The following is a 26,481-nucleotide window of genomic DNA, read 5'->3' as shown; positions in this document are numbered from 1 at the left end:
AAAGCGTTCGTCTCACTTCGCCGCGTCGATCCAGATCCCGGGCTGCGAATGCTCGCGGATGTGAGCGACCAGGAAGTCGGAAAAGACCCTGATCTTGGCGGGCAGTCCGGCACGGTTCTGGTAAGCGATGTTCATCGTCAGCAGCGGCAGCTCCCAGTCCATCAGAACCGGAACGAGACGACCCGCCGCGATATCGCTTTGCACGATATAGAGCGGCTGGATGAGAATGCCGAGCCCTGCAAGTGCGGCGCCGCGGATGACTTGGCCGTCATTGCTGTCGAGCGTCGGCGTGATGCGGACAGTCTGCGCGCCGTTGCCCTTGCGCAGCCGCAGCGAATAAGGATCGTTGGCGAGATTGTAGACCAGCATGTTGTGGCGCGCGAGATCGGCGGGCTGTTCCGGCTCGCCACAGCTTGCGAGATACGAGGGCGCAGCAGCAAGCACGCGCCGCATCTGGCCGATGCGGCGGACGATGATGTTCGAATCCGGCTCCTGCTCGCGCGTCCTGATCGCCACGTCGATTCCGGCCTCGATGAAATCGGAGTACCGATTGGCGGTGGTGATCTGCATGTTGAGCTTCGGATAGCGCGCGCGGAAGGCCGGCAGCATCGGCGCCAGATAGATCACAGCAAAGGACAGCGAACTCGTGACCCGCAGTGTGCCTTGCGGCGACAGCGCGCGGTCGCTGACGATGTCCTCGGCCTCCGCCAATTCGCTCAAGACCCGGCTGGAGCGCTCCAGCAGCTCCTGCCCCGCCTCCGTCAACCACAGCCGGCGGGTGTTGCGCTCGATCAGCCGGACCGCAAGCCGCTCCTCGAGCGCGCTGAGGTGGCGGCTCGCGGCAGCATTCGACATCCGCAGGGCTTCGGCAGCTTTGGACAGGCTGCCGAGTTCGGCCGTCTTGGCAAACACTTCGAGTTGGAGCAGGCGGTCCATTTTTTCGCAAATAGAAAAAGAGACTTGCAATTATTGGCCTTTATTTCCGCATCCCGCAAGTCAAAATGGCGCCAACACAAGCAAGATAGCAGGCGAGGAAACAGGGAAATGTCGGGCCCGATCAGGCACATCGTGATGTGGCGGCTGCGCGGGGAGACGCCAGCGGAGCGTTCCGCCGCCCGGATCAAGGTCAAAACCCTGTTCGAGGGGCTGCGCGGCAGGATCGACGGCCTCACCCATATCGAGGTCGGCGTGGATGTCAGCGATGTCGACTACGCCTGCGACGTCGTCCTGTTCTCCGAATTCACCGACCACGCCTCGCTCCAGGCCTACGCCACCCACCCGGAACATTTGCGCGTGCGCGAGGCGCTGGGCGACTTGCGGATCGGGCGCTTTCAGGTCGATTATCCCATCAAAGAGACCGGCGCATGATCGGTACGTTCACCTTTGAAAACCTGCCCTGCCGCGTCGTGTTCGGCAGCGGAACGCTGGCCTCGGCCAAAACCGAGGTCGAGCGGCTCGGCGGCAAGCGCGCGCTGGTGCTGACGACGCCGCAGCAGGAGGCGCAAGGCAAGAGCCTGGGCGCTGCACTCGGCTCGCTCTATGCCGGCATCTTTCCGGGCGCGACCATGCATACGCCGGTCGAGGTCACGGAGCGGGCGCTCGCCGAGATGAAGGCATGCGAGGCCGACTGCGTCGTTTCGCTCGGCGGCGGATCGACCACGGGCCTCGGCAAGGCGCTCGCCTTACGCACGGGTGTGAACCAGCTCTGCATTCCCACAACCTATGCAGGTTCGGAGATGACGCCGATCGTCGGCCAGACCGAGAACGGCCTGAAGACCACCGTACGCGACGCCGCCATCCTGCCGGAGACCGTGATCTACGATGTCGATCTCACTTTGACGCTGCCGGCGAGCCTGGCTGCGACCTCGGGCATCAATGCGATCGCACATGCAGTCGAGGCGCTCTATGCGCGCGACACCAATCCGGTCACGTCGCTGATGGCGGAAGAAGGCATTCGCGCGCTGGCACGTGCCCTGCCCGCCATCGCCGCCAAGAGTGACGACCGCGAGGCCCGCACCGAAGCGCTCTATGGCGCCTGGCTATGCGGCATCTGTCTCGGCACCGTCGGCATGGCGCTTCATCACAAGCTCTGCCACACGCTCGGCGGCACCTTCGATCTGCCGCATGCCGAAACCCACACCATCGTGCTGCCGCATGCGCTGGCCTACAACGCGCCGGCCGCGCCCGATGCGATGGCACGCATCTCGCGCGCGATCGGTACTGCCGATGCGTCGCGCGGGCTCTACGATCTCGCAAAGCGGCTAGGTGCAAAGCTCGCACTACGCGACATCGGCATGCCCGAAGGCGGCATCGACAAGGCTGCCGACCTGGCCGTCACCAACGCCTACTGGAACCCGCGGCCGCTCGAGCGCAACGCCATCCGCGACCTGATCGCACGCGCCTGGGCCGGCGAGCCGCCCGCCGACGTCAAAGCGGTGGCTTGATTCCATGCGGCGCACGCTGATCAAATCCGCGGTCATCATCAGCATGGATGACGCGATCGGCGATTTCAGCACTGGCGACGTGCTGATCGAGCGCAACCGCATCGTCGACGTGCGCCCATCGATCGACGTCGGCAGCAGCGCGGCCGAAACGGAGATTGTGGACGGCACCGGGCGCATCGTCATCCCCGGCCTGATCAACGCGCATATGCACACCTGGCAGACGGCTCTGCGCGGCTATGCCGCCAACTGGACGCTGCTGGAATATTTCCGCCGCATGCATGCCGGGCTCGCGACCGTATTCCGGCCCGAGGATATCTACATCGCGACGCTGGTCGGCGCGTTGAACCAGATCAATTGCGGCACCACGACGCTGGTGGATTGGTGCCACAACAATCCGACGCCTGATCACACCGACGCTGCGGTGCGCGGCCTGATCGAGAGCGGCATCCGCGCTGCCTTCTTCCACGGTTCGCCAAAGCCCGAGCCGAAACCGGGCGAGCGGCACTTCTCGGAGGTGCCGCATCCACGCCGCGAGGTCGAGCGGCTGCTGGCGGGGCCCCTCACCGACCGCGACGGCCTCGTCACGCTTGGGCTCGCGATCCTCGGCCCGCATTATTCGACGCTCGACGTCGCCATGCACGATTTCCGCATGGCGCGGGAGCTCAAGCTGATCGCATCGATGCATCAGGGCGGCGGTCCCGCGAAGACGCCTGATGGCTGGGAGAAGCTGATCGAGGCCGGCCTCGTCGGCGCCGGAATCAACATCGTCCATGGCAACGACCTGCCTGACGGTCTGCTGGACCGGATGGTCGACCTCGGCGTGTCCTTCTCGGTGACGCCGGAGAACGAGATGATCCAGGGCCATGGCTTTCCGATCACTGGACGGCTGCTCAAGCGCGGGGTGCGGCCGACCATCGGCATCGATCTGGAATCCGTGCTCGCCGGCGATCTCTTCTCCGCTGCGCGCGTTGCGCTCTCGACGCAGCGATCGCTCGACAACGCCGAGTCGCGAAAGGTCAACGGCACCATTCCGGCGACGACCACGATCCCCGTCCGCGAGGCGCTACGCTGGATCACGACGGAAGGCGCGCGCATGCTCGGCCGCGAGAACCAGATCGGCTCGCTGACGCCGGGCAAGCTCGCCGACCTCGTCATCATCAATGCGAGCGATCTCAACCTCGTCCCGGTGCACGATCCCGTCGCAGCGGTCGTGATGCAGACGAGCCTTGCCAATATCGAGGCCGTGATGATCGGCGGCGTGTGGAAGAAGCGGAACGGGCGGCTGCTGGCCGACGGTCTGGAGGCAAAAAAGGAACTGCTCGTGCAATCCGGCCGGCGGCTGGTGCACGACATCGAACGACAGGGACACGCCGCCTGAGGGCGTCAAGGACAACAACAATGACAGACGCGCTAGAGAACATCGCTTTTATCGGGATCGGCAAGATGGGCCTGCCGATGTCGGTGCTCGTCGCCAAGGCCGGTTACGCCGTGACCGCGTTCGACCGGAGCGACGCACGGCTCAGCGAGGCGCGCGCGCAAGGCATCTCGATTGCCGCTTCACCGGCCGAGGCCGTGCGCGGAAAGGCCGCGATCGTCACGTCGCTGCCGGACGACACGGCGTTGCGCGGCGCGATGCTCGGCGCGACCGGCCTCATCGCCGCAATGGCGCCGGCAGCCGTATTGATCGAGACCAGCACCGTGAGCGTCGAAGCCTCCACGGAAGTTGCAATCGCCGCGCAGGCGCGCGGCATTGCCTATCTGCGGGCGCCGGTCTCGGGCAACGCCAGCATCGTTCACACCGGCGCGCTGAGCTGCTTCGTCTCTGGTCCGAAGGACGCCTACGAGAACGCAAAGCCGCTGCTCGCCGCCTTCACGCGCGCGCAGACCTATCTAGGGCCCGGCGAGGAAGCGCGATATGCGAAGCTTGCGGTCAATCTGATGATCGCGGTGTCGGCCGCCATGATGGCGGAGAGCCTGGCGCTGGCGCGCAAGGGCGGCATCGGCTGGCAGGACATTCTGAAAGTTCTCGATGACAGCGCGGTCGCCTCACCGATGGTGAAGTACAAGACCGCGCCGTTGCGTAACCGCGATTTCGACTCGACTTTCTCCTGCAAGCAGATGGCCAAGGATCTCGACTTGATCCTCGGCGCCGGCCACGCCGTCGGCGTTCCGCTTCAGCTCGCGGCTCAAGTGCGCGAAACCTATGGCTCGCTGGTGGCGCAGGGCGACGGCGACGCTGACTTCATCGCGACCGTCAAGCACCTGGAACGATTGTCCGGGCTTGGCGAACCCAAGCTCTGATCGGCGGAGGCACACATGCGTAACTTCAACGAGAACACGATCACCGACGCGGTACTGGAGCGGATCGCAGGCGCGACCGATCCGCGGATCAAGCAGGTCAGCGAGGCGCTGGTGCGCCACCTTCATGCCTTCGTCCGCGAGGTGCGACCGACTCAGAAGGAATGGGACTACGGCATCGACTTCCTGACCCGCACCGGCCACATGTGCGACGACAAACGCCAGGAGTTCATCCTGCTGTCGGACGCGCTCGGCGTCTCCATGCTGGTCGACGCGATCAACCATCCGGTGCCGGAAGGCGCGACCGAAACCACGGTACTCGGCCCGTTCTTCGTGCAGGCGTCGCCCGAGAAAAACAACGGCGCCGATATCTCCGGTCCGATGGAGGGCGACCCGATGCTGGTGACCGGCTCGGTCTCGACCGTCGACGGACGGCCGCTTGCCGGCGCCGTCGTGGACGTCTGGCATTCCGACGATGATGGCTATTACGACGTGCAGCAGCTCGACAAGATCGGCGATCTCGCGATGCGCGGGCGCTTCCACACCGACCAGAACGGTCGCTTCAATTTCTGGTCGATCAAGCCTGCGGCGTATCCGATCCCGCATGACGGCCCGGTCGGCGACATGCTGGAGGTCCAGGGCCGCCATCCCTGGCGTCCCGCGCATGTGCATTTCATGATCTCGGCGCCCGGTTTCGAGCAGCTCGTGACCCATGTGTTCGTCGCCGGCGACCAATATCTCGACTCTGACGTGGTGTTCGGCGTCAAGGACAGCCTGATCCGGGAATTTGTGCGCTGCCCGCCCAGCCGTGCGCCGGATGGTCGCATGGTGGACAGCGAGTATTTTCATCTCAACTATGATTTCGGCCTGAAGCAGGTCGCGAGCAGCGCAAGAGCCGCTTAAGCTGAACGACGGCGGACCAGACAAGAGTCCGGCAACAGGGGCAGACAGGGAGCAAGGATGGGACCGCTGGTCAGCACGAGCATATTGGCCGATCGCCTCACGGGCATGATCGGCCTGCGCGCGAGCGTCGCGCGTGGCGTGCTCGATCAGCATGGGCAGAGCGAGTCGCATTATCGCAACCTGCCGCCCGACATCGTCGTCTTCCCTGAAACCACGCAGGAAGTCGCCGAAATCGTCAAGCTGTGCGCCGGTGCGAATATGCCCATCGTGCCGTTCGGCGCCGGGACCTCGCTCGAAGGCAATGCGGCCGCGGTCGCGGGTGGCGTCTGCTTCGACTTCGCACGCATGAACAAGGTGCTGACGGTGCACGAGAGCGACATGGATGTCGTGGTGCAGCCGGGAATCACCCGGAAGCAGCTCAATGCGGAACTGCGCGGCACCGGACTTTTCTTTCCGATCGATCCCGGCGCCGACGCCTCGATCGGCGGCATGACGTCCACGCGCGCCTCCGGCACCATGGCGGTGCGCTACGGCACCATGAAGGACAACGTCATGGCGCTGGAGGTGGTGCTCGCCGACGGCCGCGTGATCCGGACCGCCAGGCGCGCGCGCAAGTCGGCCGCCGGCTATGATCTGACGCGGATGTTCGTCGGCGCCGAGGGCACGCTCGGAATCATCACCGAGATCACGCTGAAGGTGCATCCGGTGCCGCAGGCGATCTCGGCCGCGGTGTGCAGCTTCGACACCCTGCACGAGGCCGTCGACACCGCAATCTCCGTGATCCAGTCGGCGATCCCCGTGGCGCGTATCGAGCTGCTCGACGACGTCATGATGCGCGGTATCAACGCTTACGCAAAACTCGGCTATCGCGAAGCCCCGACCCTGTTCTTCGAATTCCACGGCTCCGAGACCTCCGTCGCCGAGCAGGCCGAGGCCGCGCAGGCCATTGCCTCCGACCATGACGGCCATGGCTTTGCCTGGGCGAAAGCGCCGGAGGATCGCAGCCGGCTCTGGCACGCCCGCGACAACACGCTCTATGCGGGCCTCGGCTTACGCCCCGGCGCGCGTGCTGTGATCACGGATGTCTGCGTGCCGATCTCGCGGCTGGCGGAATGCCTGACCGAAACCCGGCGCGACGCGGACGAGCACGGTTTTACGGCGCCCATCGTCGGCCACGTCGGCGACGGCAATTTCCACATGCTGATCCTGATCGACCCGGCAAAGCCGGCGGAAGTCGAAGGCGCCAAAGCGCTGCAGGCCCGCATGGTCGCCCGCGCCATCGCCATGGACGGCACCTGCACCGGCGAACACGGCATCGGGCTCGGCAAGATCGACTATCTCGCTGACGAACTCGGCGAGGCCGTCGATGTGATGCGGTCGATCAAGCAGGCGCTCGACCCCAACGGCCTGATGAATCCCGGAAAGATCTTTGCAAGCGGAGCGCGCGCATGAGCACCGCCGCATTGGCCATTGAACCCACCTCACCTGCCCCGCTGCTGGAGCTGCGCGGCATCAGCAAGGAATTTCCCGGCGTCAAGGCACTCGACGACGTGTCCTTTGCCGTCTTCCCCGGGGAAGTCCATATGTTGCTTGGCGAAAACGGCGCCGGCAAGTCGAGCCTGATGAAGGTGCTGTGCGGCGCCTACCGCGCCGATGCCGGCGAGTTCTACTACAAGGGCGAGCCGGTCGCGATCGACTCGACCGCGGATGCGCAGAAGCTCGGCATTGCCGTGATCTTTCAGGAATTCTCGCTCGTCCCCCATCTCGACATCGCCCAGAATATCTTCCTCGGCCGCGAGCCGCGGGGGCGCATTCCCGGCACGATCGATCGACGCAAGATCCTCGCCGACGCCAGGCATGTGCTTGGCATGATCGGGTTTGAGATCAATCCCTCCACCATTGTCGACAAGTTAGGGGTGGCGCAGCAGCAGATGGTCGAGATCGCGAAAGCGATCAGCCAGAACGCCCGCATCCTCGTGATGGACGAGCCGACCGCGGCGCTGTCAGACCGAGAGACCGAGTTGCTGTTCGCGCTGATCGCGCGGCTGAAGGCCGGCGGCGTCTCCATCGTCTACATCTCGCACCGCATGGCCGAGGTGTTCGCGCTCGGTGACCGCATCACGGTGCTGCGCGATGGCCGCCGCATCGACGGCGTTCGCCCTACCGACGTCACGCCGGACCAGCTCGTCCGCATGATGGTCGGTCGCAACGTGGACATGACCTATCCGCGTAATTTTTCCGACAAGCCCGGCGAGCTGCTGCTCGAGGTCAAGGGGCTGAGCGCCTCGACCGGAATCTCGGACATCAATATCGAGGTGCGCCGAGGCGAGATCGTCGGTCTGTGCGGCCTGGTCGGATCGGGCCGCAGCGAGGTCGCGCGCGCCATCTTCGGCGCCGATCCCGTGAGCTCAGGCGAGATCTTCTTCGACGGCAAGGCTATGTCCGGCGAACCGGATCTTGCCGCCCGCCGCGGCATCGCGCTGATCCCGGAGAGCCGCAAGAGCGAGGGCCTCGCGCTGCTGCGGTCGGTCAGTGACAATCTGGTGGTATCGGCGCTGCGAAAGCTGTTTCCGAGCGGCCTGTTCGACCAGCGTGGCGCGCAGCGCACTTCCGACGGCTTGATCCGGCAGCTGCGCATCGCGACGCCAAGCGCACGCCAGACTGTCGGCCTTCTTTCCGGCGGCAACCAGCAGAAGGTCGTGATCGGCAAATGGCTGGCTGCGGGATCAAAGCTCTTCATCTTCGACGAGCCGACCCGGGGCATCGACATCGGTGCCAAGTCTGAAATCTTTGCCCTGATCGATCGCCTTGTCGCGGAAGGCGCGGCGGCGCTGATGATCTCGTCCGAGCAGGTCGAGATCTGCCATGTCTGCGACCGCGCCTATGTGATGCGCGAGGGGCGCATCGCCGGGCACCTGACGCGCAGCGAGCTCACCGAGGAGAACATCGTGCGACTGGGGATGCATCATGCGTGAGGCCGCGGTCGTTTCACAGTCCAATCCACTGCAACGCATTCCCGGCGTCGCCATCGTGCTGGTGCTTCTGATCGCGGTGTTCGGCGCCATCGCGCCCGGCTTCCTGTCCGTCGCCAACCTCTCCAACGTGCTGGTGCAGTCGACCATCCTGACCATGCTCGCGCTGCCGATGACGCTGATTATCATGACCGAGGGGCTTGACCTGTCGATGGGCGCGGTGCTGACGCTGACCTCGCTCTGCGTCGCCATCGTTTCGCTCGCGACCCACTCGATGCTGCTGGGCCTCGGCGCGGGCCTGCTGGTCGGCGCGGCCTTCGGCACCGTCAACGGCTGGCTGGTCGCCATCCTCGGCATCCCGCCCTTCGTCGCGACGCTCGGCACCCTCGGCATGGCGCAAGGCCTGTCGCTGATCGTCAGTGACGGCCAGAGCGTGGTCGGCATTCCCCACAGCGTGCGCGACATCTATTCGGCGACGCTGCTGGGCATTCCCGTGCCGATCGTGATGGCGCTGGTGACCTATGCGGCGTTCCACGGCCTGCTCTATCACACCCGCTTCGGCACCTACATCTTCGCACTCGGCGGCAACCGGGAGGCGCTGCGCTATGCCGGCCTCTCGCCGAACCGGCTGCTGATCGCGGTCTACGCGATCGGCGGCGCCATGGCCGGCATCGCCGGTCTCTTGATGACTGCGCGCATGAATTCCGGCCACCCGACGGCGGGCCTCGGTCTCGAATTCGATGCGATCGCCGCCGTTGCGGTCGGCGGCACCTCGTTCGAGCGCGGCAATGGCTGGCTTCTCGGCACCGTGCTCGGTGTCGTCTCGGTTGGTGTCTTACGCAATGGGCTGAACCTGATCTCGATGCCCTCCTCGGTGCAGGTCGCAAGCGTTGGCGTGCTCGTCATCGTCGCGCTGTTTCTGGATGGCCTGCGGAGCCGCGCATGACCGACATCAGCAAAGACGCCATCGCGCCGCCGCGCTCGTTCCTGTCGCAGGACGCGATCCAGGTATTCTATCGCCTGCTCGCGGCGCTGCTGATCTGCGCGGTGCTGGCGGTGCTCAGCGATTCCTTCCTGAGCCTCGGCAACATCCTCAACGTGCTCAGGCAGGCGAGCCTGACCTTCTTCATCGCCTCCGGCCTAACCCTGGTGGTGTTGACCGCGGGCCTCGATCTCTCTGTCGGCGCCAATGTCGCGCTGTCGGCCTGCATCGCCGGCACCGTGATCCACAAGACCGGCTCGCCCGCGCTCGGCATCCTCACCGGGCTTGCCTGCGGCGGCATCGTTGGGCTCCTCAACGGAATCATGGTCACGGCGCTGCGCATCCCCTCCTTCATTGCCACCTACGGCATGCTCTGGGTGCTGAACGGCCTCACCTATTGGTACATGGCGGGCGAGACCCTGCACGGCTTCCCGGCGGGCTTCCGCCAGATCGGCAGCGGCTATCTGGTCGGCCTGCCGATCCCGGTCTACCTGCTGCTGGTGTTCCTCGGGATCGGAACGCTGTTTGCGCAGCGAACGATCTGGGGTCAGGAGATCTATGCGATCGGCGCCAATCCGGTCGCGGCACGGCTCTCCGGCATTCCGGTCGCGCGGCGCCTGCTGCTGGTCTACGCGGTATCAGGCACCATGGCGGGGCTCGCCTCGATCATCTTCCTGTCGCGGCTCAATTCGGCCGAGGCCGACATCGGCGAAAGCCTGACACTGCCCGCGATCGCAGCGGTGCTGATCGGCGGCACCTCGCTGTTCGGCGGCGTCGGCACAGTCTTCGGCACCTTTATCGGCGCGCTGATCCTGACGCTGGTGCTGAACGGCATGAACCTGTTGTCGGTCAGCGCCAACTGGCAGCCGCTCGTCACCGGCATCATCGTCATTCTCGCGGTCTGGCTCGACATGAAGACCCGCCGCCGCGCGCAATGAGTTCTGGAGTTCCAACAAGCAAAATGAGGGATGGAGACAACATGAATAAGAAACTGGGTTACCTGACGTATTATTTGACGCTGCCGCTGCTGATGGCGGCCGCGTTCACCACCGAGGTTCGCGCCGACGGCGAGACCATCGCCGTCTTCACCAAGAACCAGACCAACCCGTTCTTCCAGACGGTGCGGGTCGGCGCCGACAACATGGCGAAGACCCTGAACGCGAAGACGCTGCAGTACATTCCGACCAAGCCTGACTCTATCCCAGAACAGCTCAGCCAGATCGAAGACGTCGTGGTGAAGAAGCCGAGCGCCATCGTCTTCACGCCGGTCGACTACAAGGCGATGGTGCCGGGGGTTGAGAAGATCAACGAAGCCAAGATCCCCGTTATCAACATCACCGACCGCTCCGCCGGCGGCAAGTTCCTCTCCTTCGTCGGCGCCGACGATTACAGCCTCGGGCGCGAGACCGCGCGCTTCCTGCTCAAGACGCTGGGCGGCAAGGGCAACATCGTCATCATCGAGGGCGTCAAGGGCTCGCTGACCAATGTCGACCGCGTCCGCGGTTTCAACGACGCGCTGAAGGAAAACGCCGGCGCAAAACTGCTGGCCTCGCAGCCCGGCAACTATCAGCGGCTCCAGGCGCTCCAGGTGATGGAGAATTTGATGCAGTCGAACGCGCAGATCGACGGCGTACTCGCCGCCAACGACGCCATGGCGGTCGGCGCGATCGAGGCGCTCGACGGCGCCAACCGCAAGGCGCAGGTGATCGGCATCAATGGCACCAAGGAAGCGATCGACGCGATCAAGTCCGGCAAGCTGCTCGCGAGCGGCGACTACAACGGATTTTTCCAGGGATGCCTCGGCACCATGATGGCGATCCGATCCTTGCGCAACCAGCCCGTCATCGCCGAGATCGTGCTGAAGCCGACCGTCATCACCAAGGACAATTACCAGCCGTTCGACGTGCCGCTGGAGCAGCGCAACTGCCCGACTTTCGAAGAAGCCGGCAAGCTCGGCGGCAAGTAAGCGTATCCATCAAGACAAACATGGACGGCCGCCGTCGCGGCCGTCCCAAGAATCCGAGCAGGAAACGGAAACATCATGCTGTTCGCCATTCACGCCATCGACCGCACTGGCGCGCTGCCGACGCGGCTCGCCAATTACGACGCCCATAAATCCTTCCTGAGCGACACCTCGCGCTTCGGCGTCAAGATCGTGATGTCAGGGCCGCTCGTCTCCGACGACGGCGAGAGGATGATCGGCAGCCTGTTCCTGATCGAGGCGCCCGGCCGCAGCGAAGTCGAAGCCTTCAACCGAGCCGATCCGTTTGCGGCGGCCGACATCTGGGAAAAGGTCACGATCACCGGCTTCCTGCGCCGCCAAGGCTGAGGGCGGGCAAAACCAAAAACGCGAAAACAACCCCATGCACAGTAGAACGAGGTTGTTTTTGCTTGCCAAGCCCACCGGCCGGCTCGTGGCGGACATGGATCCGGAACGAAATTTTGGAGCACAACTGCTGTGATGGTGGATCGTCGTCGACCTTGAGCCGGTCGTAGGTCATGAAAATCTTGATTGATCCATGCCCCTGCTTCACCAGCGCCGGAATGTGCTCCTCGACCGTTTCCTTGGTACCATCGGCGATGATCATATGAAATGTGTAGATGGCGACGTCGGCTTCAAAGACGTCGGTCAGCTGCGTCACAGAGGTCTCCGTCACTTAATGGCCCCATGTTTCGAGAATTCGGCCGGACGCGCAAGTCCCCGGCTATGCGTTTCGGCCGCTGCGGCCCGGCCCAATAGCTCGGACTGACAATGAGAACCGCAACCGGCGCCAGCCGATGACGATCCCGGTGACCGAGAACACCAGTCCCAACATACATAGTCCGACAATCAGAACATCGCGTAGACGTGGATGCGCCATCAGGGCGGGAAAATCCAGCGTGTGCAGCGCGCCGTAGAACCAGCGATAAGCCCGCCGCGACGAATCCAGCCTTTGCAGCAAATTGCCGTCGGCGCCGTCGATGTCGAACCAGAGGTCGCCGCAGCGCGACCGATAGACCGGGGCACCCGGGACGGTGGACTGCGCGGGATAGTCGTCGCTGTCGGCAAGTACGGACGGTACGCCGCAGCCGGCCGCGAGGCGCGCGGTCAGCCCCCGGAGCTCGTGCGCATCCAGAAATCCCGTTGATCTATCGCGGGGCGCATCGCCTGCCTCGATCAAGGTCTGGCCGGCAAGGCCCATCCGATCCCGTCGATAGAGATTGCCGTTGAAGGCAAACCATTCGATTTCACGGGCCGACAGCGATATTGGCTGCCGATTGAGCGATGCGGCCGCCGTCCAATTCGGTGAAGCGTTCATCACGCCGGCTTCTGCCGAGGTCAGTTGCCCGCGCGAGAACAGCCGCCCGTGATCCATGGAGAGCCAGCCACTGAAAATCCATGTCAGCACGAAGACCGTCGCCGCGAGTCCGATCAGATGATGCAGGGCATGCCAGCCACGATAGGGTGAGCCGATCAGACCTCCGCGAAGCTTGATCCGCGTAAGGCCGAGCACAGCGCCAAGCAAAGCTGCGATCAGGGCCAGCAGCGACAGGGTCCAGACCACGCGATCCCACAGCCACCAGTTGCTTCGCAGGATCGTTGGATAGATCCAGTGCAGCACGCTGCCGACGAGATTCCAGCCGCGCTCGCTGCGCGTCGTATCCAAAACGATCTCGCCGGTGAGCGAGGAGACGTAGACCTCCGTTGCGGCGGCGTCGCCGAGAGCAATGCGAAACAAGGGCCGATGGCGGTCAAAGCCGTTCGGCACGCTCCATTGGTCATAGCCCGCGCGCGCGACAATCGCGGCCCGCGCGGCATCGAGTCCGCGGCTGCGAGCGTGATCTCGCGCAATAGCCAGTGCAATGTCGGAAGACGCGACCGACGCGTCGCCCCCATCGGAGGCGCGGACTGCGCCTGCACGCGATGGCGCCGAGACGATATAGACAGGTCCGTCGCTGCGCTGGATCAGGCGAACGCGCGTCGCATCCCCGATCCCGCTCGCGGTCACCGCATCGGCAACCGCGATCCTCACCTCTGCGCGATCCACCGGCGCCAGTCCGGCAAAGCGTTCCGCTTCCGTCAGCGACGGAAACGGAACGAAGTGCATCACGATTCCCGTCGCGAACCACATCGCAAACAGCAGGCAGAACGCGATCCCGAGCCATCGATGCAGCAGGACGATCACGCTCATCATGGTCAGCATCCTACCATTTGAACGCAGCCGAGATCTCATAGGTGCGCGGCGCGCCCAGGAGGATCTGGTCGGGATAGAACGGATCGCCCCAGATCGCATAACGCTTGTCGGCGATGTTGCGCACGCGGAAGGTCAGGCGGGCCTGGTCGACCGCATCGAACACCGTTTTGGGGATGTCGACGAAGGCGTAGACGTCCGCGACGGTGTAGGCCTTCATCGTCACGACGTTGGCATCGGTGTTGTAGCGGTCGCCGACATGGCGGCCGGTGATGCCGAGCTCCACCGGCCAGGGCGTGAAGAGGCGCCAGGAGGCACCGGCGTTCGCGACGATGCGCGGCACATTCGGCGGCGTATTGCCGGAGAACGAGCCGCCGACAAAATTGTAATCGGCATAGCGCGCATCGACATAGGCGATGTTGCCCCAGAGACGCAGAGGCTCGATCGGCCGCACGGATGCCGCCAGCTCCACACCCTTCGACTCCTGCCGCCCGGCGAGGTTGAGCTGCATGCCGCCGGCCGCGGCATAGACGTTCTTGCGCAGGATGTCATAGGCCGAGAACGACCACTCTGCCCGGTTGTCCCAGAACAGGTGCTTGACGCCGGTCTCATAGGTGCGCGCAGTGGTCAGGTTGAGCGGATCGGTCGGACTGAGCAGGAAGATGTTGTTGGCTGCGATGTCGGCGCCGGTGGCGTACTGGCTGAAGAAGGTCAGACCCGGAACGGCTTCCCACGTGTAACCGATACGCCCCGTTGTCGGGACCCAGGATTTCGAGAACGGGAAGTTCGCGTTCTCCAGCCCGGTCTTGTCGGTCGAGTTGCGGTCGAGCCCGATATGCTCGACGCGGAGGCCGCCGACCAGCGCGAAGCTGCGCGTCAACTTCAGCCGGTCCTCGAACGACAGTGCCTCGTTGTCGATGCGGGCGGTCTGCTGCTTGGTCGTGAGCAGGCCGTAATAGCCGCGGTCGGGATTGACCAGGGAGACATCGTCGTTCGGGAAGTTTGCCGCGCCCGGCCTGACGAAGTCGAGATAACTCGACGAAAGCGTCGTGACCAAGCGGTTGTCGAAGCCGGCGATGTTGGCATCCCAGATCAAGTCGGTGATGTTGCCGGCAAGGCGCTGGCTGTGCGCGACATAGAAGCGCTCGCGATACACCCTGTTCGTCGTGGAGTCGAACGCCTCAACTTCATTGTTGAACCAGGTGCGTTCTGCACCATAACCATAGGCCTGGCTTTTCAGCGTCAGGTCAGGCGCAAGCCTCAGCTCGAAGCCACCGCGCAGCCACACCTCCTGCGCCACGTTTCGATTGTCGAGGACGTTGTAGTTGGTGTTGAAAGTGCGGTCGTCGATGGTGACAGCCCCAAGATCAGTCCTGTTGAAGTAATTGCCCGAAACGATCCCCGTCGTCGCATGCGAGCCGCTGAAGGCGATCGGCACCAGCGGTGCACCCCAATAGGCTTTCGAACGGTCTTCCCGATACTCGATCGCGCCCCAGATCTTGAGACTGTCCGAAATGCGGTAGTTGAGCTGGCCGGAGACGTCGAGCGTCTTGGTGTTGGTGTCGTCGGCAAAGCCGTTGAGCGAAGCACGGCTGACATCGAAGCGATAGTCGAGTCCCGCTACGTTGGTGCTGCCGCCCGAACCGTAATGCGCGCCGAACGAGTTCAGCGAGTCCCAGGAGAAATCGGCTTCGTTCCGGATTGGTCCGGTGTGCGGCTGCTTGGTGACGGTGTTGATCGCGCCACCGGCGGCACCTTCGCCCGAGATCAGCGAGGCCGGGCCTTTCAGGAATTCCACTGCTTCGAGATTGGCCGTGTCCATGATCCGCGAAGTCATGTTCTGCGGGCCGATCTTGATGCCGTTGTAGAGCGTGTTGATCTGGCTATTGGTGAAGCCGCGCATCGAGAACGCCGCAGGCTCGGCCGGGTTATCCCCTGAGGTGACGCCGACGGCGCCCTGCGCAACCTCGGAAACAGTGCGATAGCCCTGCTCGCGCATAGTTTTCGCTGAAATCACCTCGACGGTGGCGGGGATCTCCCGCACGGTTAGACCAAGACGCGAGGCGCTCTCGGGGACAGCATTGGTGTTGAGCGGCGTTTGCGCCGCTGCGGTCGGTACGACAGGCTTGGGCGCTACGGATGCAGTCGCAGGCCGGCGCGCTGCTGCGCGGCGTGGGCTCTGCGCTTCCCGGGCGGCCGGCCTGGCCAGCTTCCGGGGACGAGCGGGCGATATCTCGACGGGCGGCAGAGGTTCGCGAACCTGCTGCGCCATCGCAGCGGGCAGATCAAGGACGGCAAGGGATGTGAGCGCAGCGGACGCAAGGAAATTGCGCAGCCGGATGGCATGGACGGAAAACATGGTTCAGACCTCGGTATGACGTCAGTGGCACGTCACAGCGAACGAGGTCTCACCTTGGCTTGTCAGCCTTCCGATGAAGCCGAATGTCTGTACTCCCCGACCGACATCTTCGCGTGTGACCACGGCTGACGGCAGGTCTCCTGGCTCGCGGGTCACTACCTTGCGTCGCCTTCCCGGGACCGAGATACCCAGTGGCTCGTGACGCAAGATTCGCCGCTTACAGTTGCGGGGGCAGCCACGGCATTGGGGACAAAGTCCCCGCACCGCATTCCCTTTTCATCCCCTCTCGGGGAAACCGTCACGAGCATCTAGGATTACGATCCAGACAGAGTCAATGTGCCAGCAGGCGTTATTGCCACAACGACCAACTTCCTTGGAGATAAGCATGGAAGGCGAGACCTTCCTCTGGCTGATACGGCATGCGCCCGTCGACGGGATCGCCGGGACGATCCATGCAGCCGATGCGCCGGCCGATCTCGGCGGTCGCGCGCAGTTGGAGGCGCTGCGGCAGCGTCTGCCGCAGAACGCCACGAGCTTTGCGAGCCCGTCGCGGCGCACGGTCGAGACGGCCCGCGTGCTGGGGCTAGAACCCGAGTTGGTGGGCGAATTCAGCGAGCAGGATTTCGGTGCCTGGACCGGTCGTCGGCATGACGATCTCGCAGCGACCGGAGGAGGCGCCTATGCGCAGTTCTGGAACGATCCGGCGCACGGACGGCCGCCGGGCGGCGAAAGCTTTGAGGATCAGGTCACGCGCGTCCGGCTGGGGCTCTCGCGGATCGGAGCCGGATCGGCCACGCTCGTCGTGCATTCCGGCACCATCCGCGCGGCGCTGTGCATTTCGCTGGATCTGACGCCTCAAGCGGCCCTGCGCTTTGTCATCGATCCGCTGTCGCTGACCCGGATCGACCGGCTCACGACCGGCTGGCGCGTCGTCTCCGTCAACCAGCGGATGCTTTGATCAGGCCGGACGATCCGGCACATTGGCCTGCGCAAAGGTCGCCATGCCGTTGTGGAGAGCGCAGGCGGATCGCACCAATGGCAGCGCGATGGCCCCGCCCGATCCTTCGCCGAGCCTGAGATCGAGGCTGATCAGCGGTTGCACGTTCAGCGCGCGCAGCACCAGCCGGTGCCCCTGCTCCGCCGATTGATGCGATGACAACAAGAATGGCTGGCAAGAGGGGTTGAGCCGCGTCGCCGCCAGCGCCGCCACCGACACGATGAAGCCATCGAGCAGCACAGGGATGCGGCGCTGCGCAGCCGCAATGATGGCGCCGCAGATGGCTGCGATTTCGAGGCCGCCGACGGCGCACAAGATTTTCTCGGGCGAAGCGCCCGCAACGCCATGGTGTGCAATCGCAGCGTTGATCACCCGCGCCTTGTGCGCACGGCCGGCCGCGTCGACGCCGGTTCCGCTGCCCGCGATCTCCTCGGCACCCATGCCGAGCAGGCTCGCCGCAATCGCCGCCGATGTCGTGGTATTGCCGATGCCCATCTCACCGAAGATCAGGAGATCGGGCTTGCTGGCCGCGGCGCGAGCAACTGCGCGCTGACCGGCTTCGAAGGCAAACGCCAGCTCCGCGGGGGTGAGCGCAGCTTCGACGCTGAAATCCCGCGTGCCGCTACGCGGCTTGTCGGTAACGATTCCCGCCATCTCCTGCTGCGCCAGCGTGCCGGCGTCGACGACCTCCAGGTTTGATCCCAGTTCACGCGCAAGCACCGAGATCGCGGCGCCGCCGGAGGCAAAATTCGCCAGCATCGCGATGGTCACTTGTTGCGGATAGGCCGAGACGCCCTGCGCGACAATGCCGTGATCGCCGGCGAAGATGATGATCGGCACCCGCGCCGCGCGCGGCTGCTCAGTTGCTTGCAGGCCCGCAAGCTCGATCGCGAGCTGCTCGAGCCGTCCGAGCGCGCCGGCCGGTTTCGTCAATTGCGCCTGCCGCGCGACCGCCGCCTCGCGATGGACTGCCGAAATATCGGGGCACTGTTGGTAGACCCATTCGGGGAGCATGTTGCCTCGCTTGCCTTACGGCCTGCGCTTGAGGATGTAACTGTCCATGATCCAGCCATGCCGCTCGCGCGCCTCTTGCCGCACGGCGACGATACGCGGGCCGATCTCGGCCAGCACGCCGGACATGATGACCTGATCCGGCATGCCGAGATAGGCGCCCCACCAGATGTGAAGCCCTTCCGGATCGAGCGACTGGAACGCCGTGCCGCCGTCGAGCATCACCACCACGGTATCGACACCTTGCGGCCAGCCGCCATCGCGCAAGCGGCGGCCCGTCGTCACCAGGAATGGCTCGCCGATATCATTGAGCGGTAGCGCATGCGCCGCGCACAGCGCCTGGATCGAGGTGATGCCGGGCACGACCTCGATCTCAGGCAAGGGATTGAGCCGCCGCGCAATGCGCAGCGAAGAATCATAAAGCGATGGATCGCCCCAGATCAGCAGCGCGACCTTGCCGTCAGCTTCGAGATGATCTGCGATGGCCTGCGACCAGGTCTCGGCCACGGCATCGTGCCAATCGTCCACGCCCTTGCGGTAGTCCGCTTCAGCCGCATCGCGCACGGGAAGATCGAACTCGGCGATGCGCGTCGTGTCGCTGGTGAGCACATCCGCGCAGATCGTCCGCCTGAGATCGGCGAGATCGGATTTTGCGGTCCCCTTGCGGGGGATCAGGACGAGATCGGCCGCGTTGATCGCAGCGATCGCGGCGCGCGTCAGCTGCTCGGGATTGCCGCAACCGATGCCTATCAGGGAGAGCGTGAACATCGAGGCTGCGAAGGGCGACCATGACAGCCGCCCATTCGCTTGTCTCTCAGGCCGCGCTATGCAAACGCGGGGTGACGAGGCCGGGCGCGGTGACGCCGCGCAACGACTTTGCCAGCGCCAGCACGCCGAGATCGGCGAGCGGCTCGATCACGATGACCAGCGCGTAGGACGCCGCGAACGTCGCGATGTTGGCGAGGTTGGTCGCGCCGAAGCCGGAGCCATAGAGCGCCCAGAACGCCACCCAGGCGATGACGCCGAACTGATACGTCGTCGAAAGCGCCAGTGCCTGGCGGTACTTCAGATCGACATAGGCGGTGTTGCGCGAAATGATCCGCGTGGCGATCGCCTGGATCGCGAACAGCGGCACCAGGAGCGTGGTGACGTTCATGCCATATTGCGGCAGGTCGGGCGGCTCGAAGAAGATGCCCTGGAACAGCAGGCCGAACGCGAGGCCGAAGGCCGCTGGCGCAGCACCGAACAGCAGGAACAGGGTCGAGCCGAGGATGAAGTGCACTTCGGACACGCCGACCGGGAAGTGCGGCAGGATCTCGAAGAAGACGAACACGAGGCCCGTGGTGGCGAGCGTGCGCGCCGCGAACGACGTGATACCCTGCTCGCGCACGGTCTCGACCGCGAGCTTCAACGCAACGCCGCCGACGGCGATGCCGGTTGCGTAGCTCAACACGAGCTTGGCGTCCGAGACTAGTCCGGGTTCGATATGCATGGCTCAGATCCTTCTTGCCGTCACACCCGACGGCCGTGGCCTAAAAACGTGCAGGGCCGGTCTCCTGGCTCGCGGTTCACTGGGAGTCTCCGGCCTTCCCGAACCCTGCGGCCCAGTGGCTGATCGAAGTCCCTCACCGCTTACAGTCGCGGGGGCGGCTGGGGTTTTGGGCGCCGCAACTGGGTCCGCCCATCCCCATTCCCGATTATGCTCCGGCGCTTTGCGCCGCGTCGAGCACCATGCCTCTCCTGTGTGCCTCTTTCGCAAGCCGGGCGTCAAGGGGCGAAGGGCGGCCGAGGCCGTCATGACGGATATTCCCCCGCCAGCGCGCCGAACAGGATCACGGCCGCCGTGGAGGCCGCCCCGCCCCGCGCAAGCTGCTCGGCAAGCTCCGAAATGGTGGTGCGGACCAATCGTTCATCGGGACGGCCGAGGGATTCGGCGAACAAGGCCGGCGTGGTTGGGGAGAGCCCATGCCCTATCAATTTTGCGACAAGCGCCGGAAACGTGCGGCGGCCCATATAGACCACGGTCGTCGCCTCCGGATCCGCCAGCGCCGCCCAGTTGAGGTCTGGCGGCAGCTCGCCCGTGACGTCCGCGCCGGTGATGAACTGCACCCGGCGCGAGGTATAGCGCCGGGTCAGGGGAATCCCGGCCTGGGCCGCAGCGACGCAGGCCGTGGTGACGCCCGGAATGATCTCATAGCCGATGCCCGCTTCGCGGAGCGTCTCGAGCTCCTCCTCGAGCCGGCCGAAGATACCGGCATCGCCCGACTTCAGGCGAACCACGCGCACACCGGTTGCGGCGTAGTCGACCAGGAGGCGGTTAACGTGGTGCTGCTTGGTCGAAGGCCGCCTTGCCCGCTTTCCCACCGCGACGAGATTGGCGCCGGGACGGGCCAGATCGAGGATCGCGCCCGAAGCAAGATCATCATAGAGCACGACGTCGGCCTCGCGCAGCCGCGCGGCACCCTTGAGCGTGAGGAGCTCGGGATCGCCGGGGCCGGCGGAGACGAAGGAGACAAAACCGCTCACCGGTCCTCCGCGATCAGATGAAAGAACGTGCCGGTGGCTTGTCCCCGCCGCGAGCCGGTCTCGATGATGACCGCACCTGTCGCGTCGTGCACGACCGCTAGCGGCGTGTCGGGCTGCGCGAGGATCGTCGAATAGTGGAATTCATGGCCACGCAGGCGTGCACCCGCCTGATGACCCGGCATCGGCGCTGTGAGTTCGGCCAAGCGATAGCCCAGATGCATGCGGCGTTTGGCAAAGCTCGTCTCCAGGCCGAGCAAGCCCGTCATCTCGTGGCGGATACCGTCGGCGTCGGTCAAAGCGGTACCCAGCACCATATAGCCTCCGCATTCGCCGTGCACCGGCCGCGTCGCTGCGAAGGCGCGTAATCCGCTGCGGAAGCGCGCATTGGCCGCGATCTTCCCGGCTTGGAGCTCGGGATAACCGCCGGGCAGCCAGCACACATCGGCGCCCGGATCAGGACCTTCGTCAGCCAGCGGCGAGAATGTCGATATCTCCGCACCCGCCGCGCGCCACGCTTCCAGCATATGCGGATAGACGAAGGAGAACGCAGCGTCACGGGCAAGCGCAATGCGCTGGCCGGGCGGCGTCGCGTTCACGCCGCTTGCGGCAGGTTGCGGCGACCAGCTGGCAGCCGATTGCAGCACCGCATCGAGATCGACATGCTCGGCGACGAAGCGGGCGGCCTCGTCGATCAACTTGCCGATCTCCGCTTGCTCCTCGGCCTGCACCAGTCCGAGATGCCGCTTCGGCAGGCTGATCTCGGCATGGCGCGGCAGCGCGCCGAACACGGCAATGCCGGCATCCAGCAGCGCACGCCGCACGAGGGCTTCATGGCGCGGGCTGGCAACGCGATTGAGCACGACGCCTGCAAGGCGCACGCCGGGACGATAGTCGCGAAGGCCTGCGGCGATGGCTGCCGCCGTCTGTGCCTGTCCCGAGGGATCGATCACCAGCAGCACCGGCCAGTCCAGCATCTCTGCAATGTCGGCGGTCGCCCCGGTACCGCAGACGCCCCGCGCGGCGACGCCGTCGAACAGGCCCATCGAGCCTTCGGCCAGCACGACATCGGCGTCAGTGCCGCGGCTGACGAGATGCGAGATCGTCCCGCGATCCATCGCCCAGCTGTCGACATTGACGGAGGCGCGTCCCGTAGCGGCCGCATGAAACGCAGGGTCGATATAGTCAGGCCCGCTCTTGAAGCACTGCACCCGCAATCCGCTATTGCGCCAAGCGCGAGCGAGCGCCAGCGTCAGCGTCGTCTTGCCGACGCCCGAGGCCGGCGCGGAGATGACGAGCCCTGCCGCCATCACGACACCTCCGGAAAACGCGGCTCTGCGCCCACGGGGCGATAGCGGCGGTCATAATCGGCGGCATAGAGACGGCTCTCGGAAAAATCCGCCGAGCCCAGCGTCTTGCCGACCAGGATCAATGCGGTGCGCTCCATCTCGCCGCCGACAGCGGCGTCGAGCGTTGCCAACGTGGCGCGGACGATGCGCTGGTCGGGCCAGCTCGCACGCCAGACGATCGCGACCGGGCAATCCGCGCCGTAATGCGGCGTCAGCTCGGCGACAATCTTGTCGAGCAAATGGATCGACAAATGGATCGCGAGCACCGCGCCGGTGGCGGCGAAGGCGGCGAGCTTCTCGCCTTCGGGCATTGCACTGGCACGGCCCGGCGTGCGCGTCAGCACCACGGTCTGGGCAAGGCCGGGCAGCGTCAGCTCGGCCTCCAATGCGGCTGCGGCGGCCGAGAAGGACGGCACGCCGGGCGTGACGGTGTAGGGAATGCCGAGCGCGCGCAGGCGGCGGAGCTGCTCACCCATCGCCGACCAGATCGAGAGGTCGCCCGAATGCAGCCGCGCGATGTCTTTGCCGTCAGCATGCGCGGCAGCGATCTCCGCGACGATCTCGTCGAGCGACAGCGGCGCGGTGTTGACGATGCGCGCGCCGGGCGGGCAATGCGCCAGCACGCCCTCCGGCACCAGCGAGCCGGCATAGAGGCAGACCGGGCACGTGGCGATCAGATCGCGGCCGCGCAGTGTCAGCAAATCGGGAGCGCCCGGTCCGGCGCCGATGAAATGCACCGTCATGCGCCGTCTCCTTCCGCGATCGCCGCGGTCGCGGTGCGATCCTGCGAGACCACCCGCGTCGCGATCAGTCGCGCGCGAGGTCCAGCTGCCACGAGCGCTGCGGCCTCGGCGACCGATCCCGTCCCGAACTTTTCTGCGACGAGTTCTGACTGTGTCGGCGTATCGATGCCGGCCAGCATTTCGGCGGCGATCGCCTTGATCGGCACGCCGCATTCATGCGCGAGCTGCTTCAGCACCTCCGCGTCGGCCTTGTCGCTGACAGTCGCCACCGCTGCGAGGCCCTCGGCACCACCGGCCGCCAGAAGCGCCTCGCGCAACGAAGCCAGCGTGACGCCCCGCTTGAATCCGAGCCCGGCGACCTTCATCGGACCGCACTCCATTGCACCACCGGCCGCGCCGCTTCCCAGGACCGGTAGCGGCCGAGCGGAGCGGCATGTGCGATCTCGACCCGCATCAAGTCGCCACCATGGCGCTGGTGCAGCTCACCGAGCAGCGCTTCCGTCTCCAGCGTCACCGCATGCGCAACGAGTCGCGTTCCGGGCGCGAGGCGCGACCAGGCGGCGTCGAACATCGCGACGTCGAGACCGCCACCGATGAAGACGGCATCCGGCACTTCCAGCGCAACCAGAGCTTCGGGCGCCTTTCCCGTGATGACTGTGATCCGATGTGCCAACCCGAACGCCGCAGCATTGTTGCGAATGTTCGCGGCACGATCCTCGCGCGCCTCGATCGCGATCACCGTACCGCCGCACAGCGCCCACTCAACCGAGATCGAGCCCGAACCGGCGCCGATGTCCCACAGCCGGTCACCGGGACGCGGCGCCAGCGCCGAAAGCGCGAGCGCACGGACCGGATGCTTGGTGATCTGGCCGTCATGGACGAAGAAATCGTCTGATAGTCCCGAGCTGCGAGGAAGGCCCTGCATGCCCGCCGCCTCAACGGCCACTGCAACCAGGCTCTCGGCAAGATCACCCGCAAAGCTATCGGCGCGATGCTCGTTGATACTTTCGCGCGGTCCGCCGAGCGCGGCGAGCGTCCAGAATGACGAGGCACCCCAACCGCGCGCCGTCAGCCATTTCGCGAGATCGCCGGCCGCCTTGCCGTCGCGTACGAGACAAATAATGCGCGCACCTCGCGCCAGATGCGGCACGAGACGCTCGAATGGTGCGGCGTGGAGACCGAGACAGGCAATTGCTTCGAGGCGCCAGCCTAGTCGCGCGGCGGCTAGCGAGAAGGTCGACGGCGCGGAATGCGCAATCCACTCGCCGGCATCGAGCTTCTCGGCAAGGCCCGCGCCAGCGCCGTACCAGAACGGATCGCCGGAGGCGAGCACCGCCGTCGGGCGGCCGCGGCGGCTCAGCACGACATCTGCATCGAACGGCACGGGCCATGGGCGACCCCGGCTGGTCACACCGGCAAGCGCGAGGTGCCGTTCCCCGCCGAAGACGGTTTCAGCATTGGCAAGCGCCTTTCGGCTTGCTTCGGACAGCCCGGCAAGGCCATCTTCGCCGATACCGATAATGGTCAGCCAGGGATCAGCCATGACGCGCGCGCTCGTTCTGGGCGGAACGGCCGATGCAAGCCTGCTTGCGGCGGAGATTGCGCGCGCAGGCATCGATGCCGTCTATTCCTATGGCGGCCGCACCCGTGCACCTGCCAATCAGCCGCTGCCGACCCGGATCGGCGGTTTTGGCGGCGTCAGCGGACTTGCTGACTACGTTCGCCGTGAAGGTATCACGCATGTGGTCGATGCGACGCACCCCTTCGCGGCCGGGATGAGCCGCAACGCGGTTGAGGCGTGCGCGGAAACCGGAACGCCGCTGATCGCTCTTGAGCGTGCGCCATGGACCAAGATTCCCGGCGACAACTGGATCGAGGTCGCAGATGTCAACGCAGCCGTCGCCGCGCTGCCCGACGCGCCGGCAAACATATTCCTCGCCATCGGCCGCCAGCACATCGCACCATTCGCGGCCAAGCCGCAGCACGCCTATACGCTGAGATTCGTTGATCCGCCCGAAGCGCCTCGGCCCTTCGCCGCGGACGTCATCGTGTCGCGTGGGCCGTTCACGCTTGAGGGCGAGCTGGAAATGATGCGCGCGCGAGGTATCACCCGGATCGTCGCCCGCAATTCGGGCGGCGACGGCGCGCGCGCCAAGATCGACGCAGCCCGGATGCTGGCCCTGCCCGTGATCGTGATCTCGCGGCCGGAACTCCCCGAGCGCCAACGGGTGGAGAGCGTGGCCGAGATCATGGCGTGGCTCGGTCATCGCACCTGCCTCGGCGCATAGACCCAGCGGCCGACGCGGCGGGTCTGCGAATTACCGACTATCACCAGCGTGCGCATGTCGGCCATCTCCGGCGTCGCCTCGTTCAGCCTGACGGTCTCGATGTTTTCGTCAGCAGCGCTGATGGCACGCGCGAAGATCACGAGGCGCTCGCCGCAGCCGGCCTCGTTCAGCACCGCAAGCGCACGGCCAAACCCTTCCGGCCGGTTCGCCGAGCGCGGATTGTACATCGCAATGGCAAAATCGGCATCCGCCGCGAGCCGCAGGCGCTTCTCGATCACGGCCCACGGCTTGAGATTGTCCGACAGGTTGATCGCACAGAAATCATGGCCAAGCGGCGCGCCGGCGCGCGCGGCAGCCGCCAGCATCGCAGTGATGCCGGGCAGCACACGGATCGGCAGCTCCTGCCATTGCGGCGCCTGTTCGAGCGCCTCGAACACGGCGGAGGCCATCGCGAAGACGCCGGGATCGCCGGAGGACACGACGACGACCTGGCCGCCTTCGGCCGCGAGCCGCAGCGCCTCGCTCGCACGCTGCAGCTCTTCGCGATTGTCGGACGGATGCAGCTTGAGCCCCGGCCGCGGTGGCACCCGCGCGACATAGGGCGCGTAGCCCAGAATGTCGGTCGCGGCGGCAAGCGCGGCGGAGACCTCGGGCGTCACCAGCGCATCACTGCCCGGCCCAAGACCCGCAATGGTCAGGGTTCCCGTCATTCGGCGGCGTCCGGATGCCGGCCCTTGCCGTGCACGAGCACGATCGCGAAATAGGGACAGTCGGCGGCATCGATCTCCGCGAGCCGCACCACGCGCTCTCCCGGCATGGTGCCGCGCTCGACCAACCAGGCATCGTCCAGCCGTCCGGCGGCAGCGAGCGCGCGGCGCACCTTTGCGAGATTGCGCCCGGTCTTCATGATCACAAGTGCATCGGAATCGCGCATGCGGCGTGCAAGCTCGTCCTCGGCGAGCGTGCCCATCAGCACCGTCGTCACGTCGTCGCCGAGCGCGATCGGCTGTCCCACGCCATTCCAGCAACCGACCATGCCGGGAATGCCCGCGATCACCACGATCTCGACGCGGGTTTGCAGGCGCGTGTGCAGATGCATGAAAGAGCCGTAGAAGTAAGGATCGCCCTCGCAGAGCACGACGACATCGACCCCGCGCGCCAGCCGCGCCAGGCGCTCCGCCCATTCGTCGTAGAAACCGGAAAGCAGCTGGACATATTCAGGCGCGTCGAAGGCGATCTCGGTCGTAACAGGATATTCCATGGGATATTCGGTGACGTCGGCAGCCAGCATGCCCTCGACGATGCGGCGCGCCTGGCCGGGCCGGCCCTTCTTGCGAAAATAGGCAACGTGTTTCGCGCCGCGCACCATGCGGTCGGCACGCACGCTCATCAGATCGGGATCACCGGGGCCGAGACCGCAGCAGATGATGCGTCCCATCG

The 26,481-nt window shown here is 65.4% G+C and carries 27 protein-coding genes and 2 riboswitches; of the genes, 13 read left to right on the top strand and 14 right to left on the bottom strand.

Annotated elements, in window-relative coordinates; genetic code table 11:
* Nucleotides 1–12: 12 nt before the first annotated feature.
* Nucleotides 13–936, bottom strand: a complete 924-nt coding sequence (locus ABIB00_RS22090) for a LysR family transcriptional regulator (RefSeq protein WP_354105841.1) — start codon at nt 934–936, stop codon at nt 13–15.
* Between the two features lie 108 nt (nt 937–1,044).
* Between ABIB00_RS22090 and ABIB00_RS22085 the strand changes: the two genes are divergently transcribed.
* The 11 genes from ABIB00_RS22085 to ABIB00_RS22035 all read left to right on the top strand — a co-directional run bounded on the left by ABIB00_RS22085 (nt 1,045) and on the right by ABIB00_RS22035 (nt 11,928).
* Nucleotides 1,045–1,368 carry a Dabb family protein gene (locus tag ABIB00_RS22085; protein ID WP_247350212.1) on the top strand — a complete coding sequence of 108 codons (324 nt, stop codon included), beginning with the start codon at nt 1,045–1,047 and terminating at the stop codon, nt 1,366–1,368.
* A complete protein-coding gene (locus ABIB00_RS22080) occupies nt 1,365–2,444 on the top strand; it encodes a maleylacetate reductase (protein WP_354105840.1) in 1,080 nt (359 codons plus the stop codon). Before ABIB00_RS22085 ends, ABIB00_RS22080 begins: the two co-directional genes overlap by 4 nt.
* Nucleotides 2,445–2,448: 4 nt before the next feature.
* On the top strand, nt 2,449–3,822 hold the full coding sequence (locus ABIB00_RS22075) for an amidohydrolase family protein (RefSeq protein ID WP_354105839.1): 1,374 nt from the start codon (nt 2,449–2,451) through the stop codon (nt 3,820–3,822).
* Between the two features lie 20 nt (nt 3,823–3,842).
* Nucleotides 3,843–4,745 (top strand): NAD(P)-dependent oxidoreductase, encoded by a 903-nt coding sequence (locus ABIB00_RS22070; protein ID WP_354105838.1) that lies wholly within the window; start codon nt 3,843–3,845, stop codon nt 4,743–4,745.
* A 15-nt stretch (nt 4,746–4,760) separates the two neighbouring features.
* Nucleotides 4,761–5,645: an intradiol ring-cleavage dioxygenase gene (locus ABIB00_RS22065; protein ID WP_354105837.1), complete on the top strand. Its 885-nt coding sequence runs from the start codon at nt 4,761–4,763 to the stop codon at nt 5,643–5,645.
* Nucleotides 5,646–5,702: 57 nt separating this feature from the next.
* Entirely contained in the window at nt 5,703–7,097 is a 1,395-nt protein-coding gene (locus ABIB00_RS22060; protein WP_354105836.1) for an FAD-linked oxidase C-terminal domain-containing protein, read from the top strand.
* The gene (locus tag ABIB00_RS22055) at nt 7,094–8,620 is read left to right on the top strand and encodes a sugar ABC transporter ATP-binding protein (RefSeq protein WP_354105835.1); all 1,527 of its coding nucleotides are present in this window, start codon (nt 7,094–7,096) and stop codon (nt 8,618–8,620) included. Before ABIB00_RS22060 ends, ABIB00_RS22055 begins: the two co-directional genes overlap by 4 nt.
* Nucleotides 8,613–9,563: an ABC transporter permease gene (locus ABIB00_RS22050; RefSeq protein ID WP_354044164.1), complete on the top strand. Its 951-nt coding sequence runs from the start codon at nt 8,613–8,615 to the stop codon at nt 9,561–9,563. Before ABIB00_RS22055 ends, ABIB00_RS22050 begins: the two co-directional genes overlap by 8 nt.
* Nucleotides 9,560–10,537, top strand: a complete 978-nt coding sequence (locus tag ABIB00_RS22045; RefSeq protein ID WP_354105834.1) for an ABC transporter permease — start codon at nt 9,560–9,562, stop codon at nt 10,535–10,537. The genes ABIB00_RS22050 and ABIB00_RS22045 overlap by 4 nt, the downstream gene beginning before the upstream one ends.
* Nucleotides 10,538–10,578: 41 nt before the next feature.
* Nucleotides 10,579–11,565, top strand: a complete 987-nt coding sequence (locus ABIB00_RS22040; RefSeq protein WP_354105833.1) for a sugar ABC transporter substrate-binding protein — start codon at nt 10,579–10,581, stop codon at nt 11,563–11,565.
* A 75-nt stretch (nt 11,566–11,640) separates the two neighbouring features.
* Nucleotides 11,641–11,928, top strand: coding sequence for a YciI family protein (locus ABIB00_RS22035; protein WP_354044173.1), 288 nt, complete (start codon nt 11,641–11,643; stop codon nt 11,926–11,928).
* Here ABIB00_RS22035 and ABIB00_RS22030 read toward each other — a convergent pair.
* The 3 genes from ABIB00_RS22030 to ABIB00_RS22020 form a co-directional block, all read right to left on the bottom strand.
* Nucleotides 11,900–12,241, bottom strand: coding sequence for a hypothetical protein (locus ABIB00_RS22030; protein WP_354105909.1), 342 nt, complete (start codon nt 12,239–12,241; stop codon nt 11,900–11,902). The two genes, ABIB00_RS22035 and ABIB00_RS22030, sit on opposite strands and share 29 nt — an antisense overlap.
* 63 nt (nt 12,242–12,304) lie before the next feature.
* Nucleotides 12,305–13,774 carry a PepSY domain-containing protein gene (locus ABIB00_RS22025; protein ID WP_354105832.1) on the bottom strand — a complete coding sequence of 490 codons (1,470 nt, stop codon included), beginning with the start codon at nt 13,772–13,774 and terminating at the stop codon, nt 12,305–12,307.
* Nucleotides 13,775–13,784: 10 nt separating this feature from the next.
* Complete coding sequence (locus ABIB00_RS22020; protein ID WP_354105831.1) at nt 13,785–16,130, bottom strand: TonB-dependent receptor; 2,346 nt, start codon at nt 16,128–16,130, stop codon at nt 13,785–13,787.
* Nucleotides 16,131–16,243: 113 nt separating this feature from the next.
* Nucleotides 16,244–16,445: riboswitch (cobalamin riboswitch) on the bottom strand.
* Nucleotides 16,446–16,515: 70 nt separating this feature from the next.
* Here ABIB00_RS22020 and ABIB00_RS22015 point away from each other — a divergent pair.
* On the top strand, nt 16,516–17,088 hold the full coding sequence (locus ABIB00_RS22015; protein WP_354105830.1) for a histidine phosphatase family protein: 573 nt from the start codon (nt 16,516–16,518) through the stop codon (nt 17,086–17,088).
* Here ABIB00_RS22015 and cobT read toward each other — a convergent pair whose 3' ends face one another.
* From cobT to cbiT, 8 genes are all read right to left on the bottom strand, one after another.
* Nucleotides 17,089–18,141, bottom strand: a complete 1,053-nt coding sequence (gene cobT, locus ABIB00_RS22010; protein WP_247350189.1) for a nicotinate-nucleotide--dimethylbenzimidazole phosphoribosyltransferase — start codon at nt 18,139–18,141, stop codon at nt 17,089–17,091. It lies immediately after the preceding gene.
* Nucleotides 18,142–18,156: 15 nt separating this feature from the next.
* Nucleotides 18,157–18,906: a precorrin-6A synthase (deacetylating) gene (cobF, locus tag ABIB00_RS22005; protein WP_354105829.1), complete on the bottom strand. Its 750-nt coding sequence runs from the start codon at nt 18,904–18,906 to the stop codon at nt 18,157–18,159.
* A 46-nt stretch (nt 18,907–18,952) separates the two neighbouring features.
* Nucleotides 18,953–19,630 carry an energy-coupling factor ABC transporter permease gene (locus ABIB00_RS22000; RefSeq protein WP_247350185.1) on the bottom strand — a complete coding sequence of 226 codons (678 nt, stop codon included), beginning with the start codon at nt 19,628–19,630 and terminating at the stop codon, nt 18,953–18,955.
* A gap of 37 nt (nt 19,631–19,667) precedes the next feature.
* A riboswitch (cobalamin riboswitch) is annotated at nt 19,668–19,887 on the bottom strand.
* 45 nt (nt 19,888–19,932) lie between these two features.
* Complete coding sequence (gene cobA, locus ABIB00_RS21995; RefSeq protein WP_354105828.1) at nt 19,933–20,664, bottom strand: uroporphyrinogen-III C-methyltransferase; 732 nt, start codon at nt 20,662–20,664, stop codon at nt 19,933–19,935.
* Nucleotides 20,661–21,971 (bottom strand): cobyrinic acid a,c-diamide synthase CobB, encoded by a 1,311-nt coding sequence (locus tag ABIB00_RS21990; protein WP_247350182.1) that lies wholly within the window; start codon nt 21,969–21,971, stop codon nt 20,661–20,663. The genes cobA and ABIB00_RS21990 overlap by 4 nt, the downstream gene beginning before the upstream one ends.
* A complete protein-coding gene (gene cobM, locus ABIB00_RS21985; protein WP_247350180.1) occupies nt 21,971–22,753 on the bottom strand; it encodes a precorrin-4 C(11)-methyltransferase in 783 nt (260 codons plus the stop codon). The genes ABIB00_RS21990 and cobM overlap by 1 nt, the downstream gene beginning before the upstream one ends.
* The gene (locus tag ABIB00_RS21980; protein WP_247350178.1) at nt 22,750–23,118 is read right to left on the bottom strand and encodes a cobalamin biosynthesis protein; all 369 of its coding nucleotides are present in this window, start codon (nt 23,116–23,118) and stop codon (nt 22,750–22,752) included. Before ABIB00_RS21980 ends, cobM begins: the two co-directional genes overlap by 4 nt.
* Nucleotides 23,115–24,296 (bottom strand): precorrin-6Y C5,15-methyltransferase (decarboxylating) subunit CbiT, encoded by a 1,182-nt coding sequence (gene cbiT, locus ABIB00_RS21975; RefSeq protein WP_247350176.1) that lies wholly within the window; start codon nt 24,294–24,296, stop codon nt 23,115–23,117. Before cbiT ends, ABIB00_RS21980 begins: the two co-directional genes overlap by 4 nt.
* Between cbiT and ABIB00_RS21970 the strand changes: the two genes are divergently transcribed.
* Nucleotides 24,295–25,041: a cobalt-precorrin-6A reductase gene (locus tag ABIB00_RS21970; RefSeq protein ID WP_247350174.1), complete on the top strand. Its 747-nt coding sequence runs from the start codon at nt 24,295–24,297 to the stop codon at nt 25,039–25,041. The two genes, cbiT and ABIB00_RS21970, sit on opposite strands and share 2 nt — an antisense overlap.
* On the opposite strand, the gene cobJ is transcribed toward ABIB00_RS21970, so the two are convergent.
* Both cobJ and ABIB00_RS21960 read right to left on the bottom strand, forming a co-directional pair.
* On the bottom strand, nt 25,017–25,751 hold the full coding sequence (gene cobJ, locus ABIB00_RS21965) for a precorrin-3B C(17)-methyltransferase (protein ID WP_247350171.1): 735 nt from the start codon (nt 25,749–25,751) through the stop codon (nt 25,017–25,019). The genes ABIB00_RS21970 and cobJ overlap by 25 nt on opposite strands.
* Nucleotides 25,748–26,479 carry a precorrin-2 C(20)-methyltransferase gene (locus ABIB00_RS21960; protein ID WP_247350169.1) on the bottom strand — a complete coding sequence of 244 codons (732 nt, stop codon included), beginning with the start codon at nt 26,477–26,479 and terminating at the stop codon, nt 25,748–25,750. Before ABIB00_RS21960 ends, cobJ begins: the two co-directional genes overlap by 4 nt.
* Nucleotides 26,480–26,481: the final 2 nt, after the last annotated feature.

The organism is Bradyrhizobium sp. LB14.3 (assembly GCF_040547985.1).
GTDB lineage: Bacteria > Pseudomonadota > Alphaproteobacteria > Rhizobiales > Xanthobacteraceae > Bradyrhizobium.
Note: the sequence above shows the minus strand (reverse complement) of the source record. Positions and strands in the feature narration are given on the sequence as shown.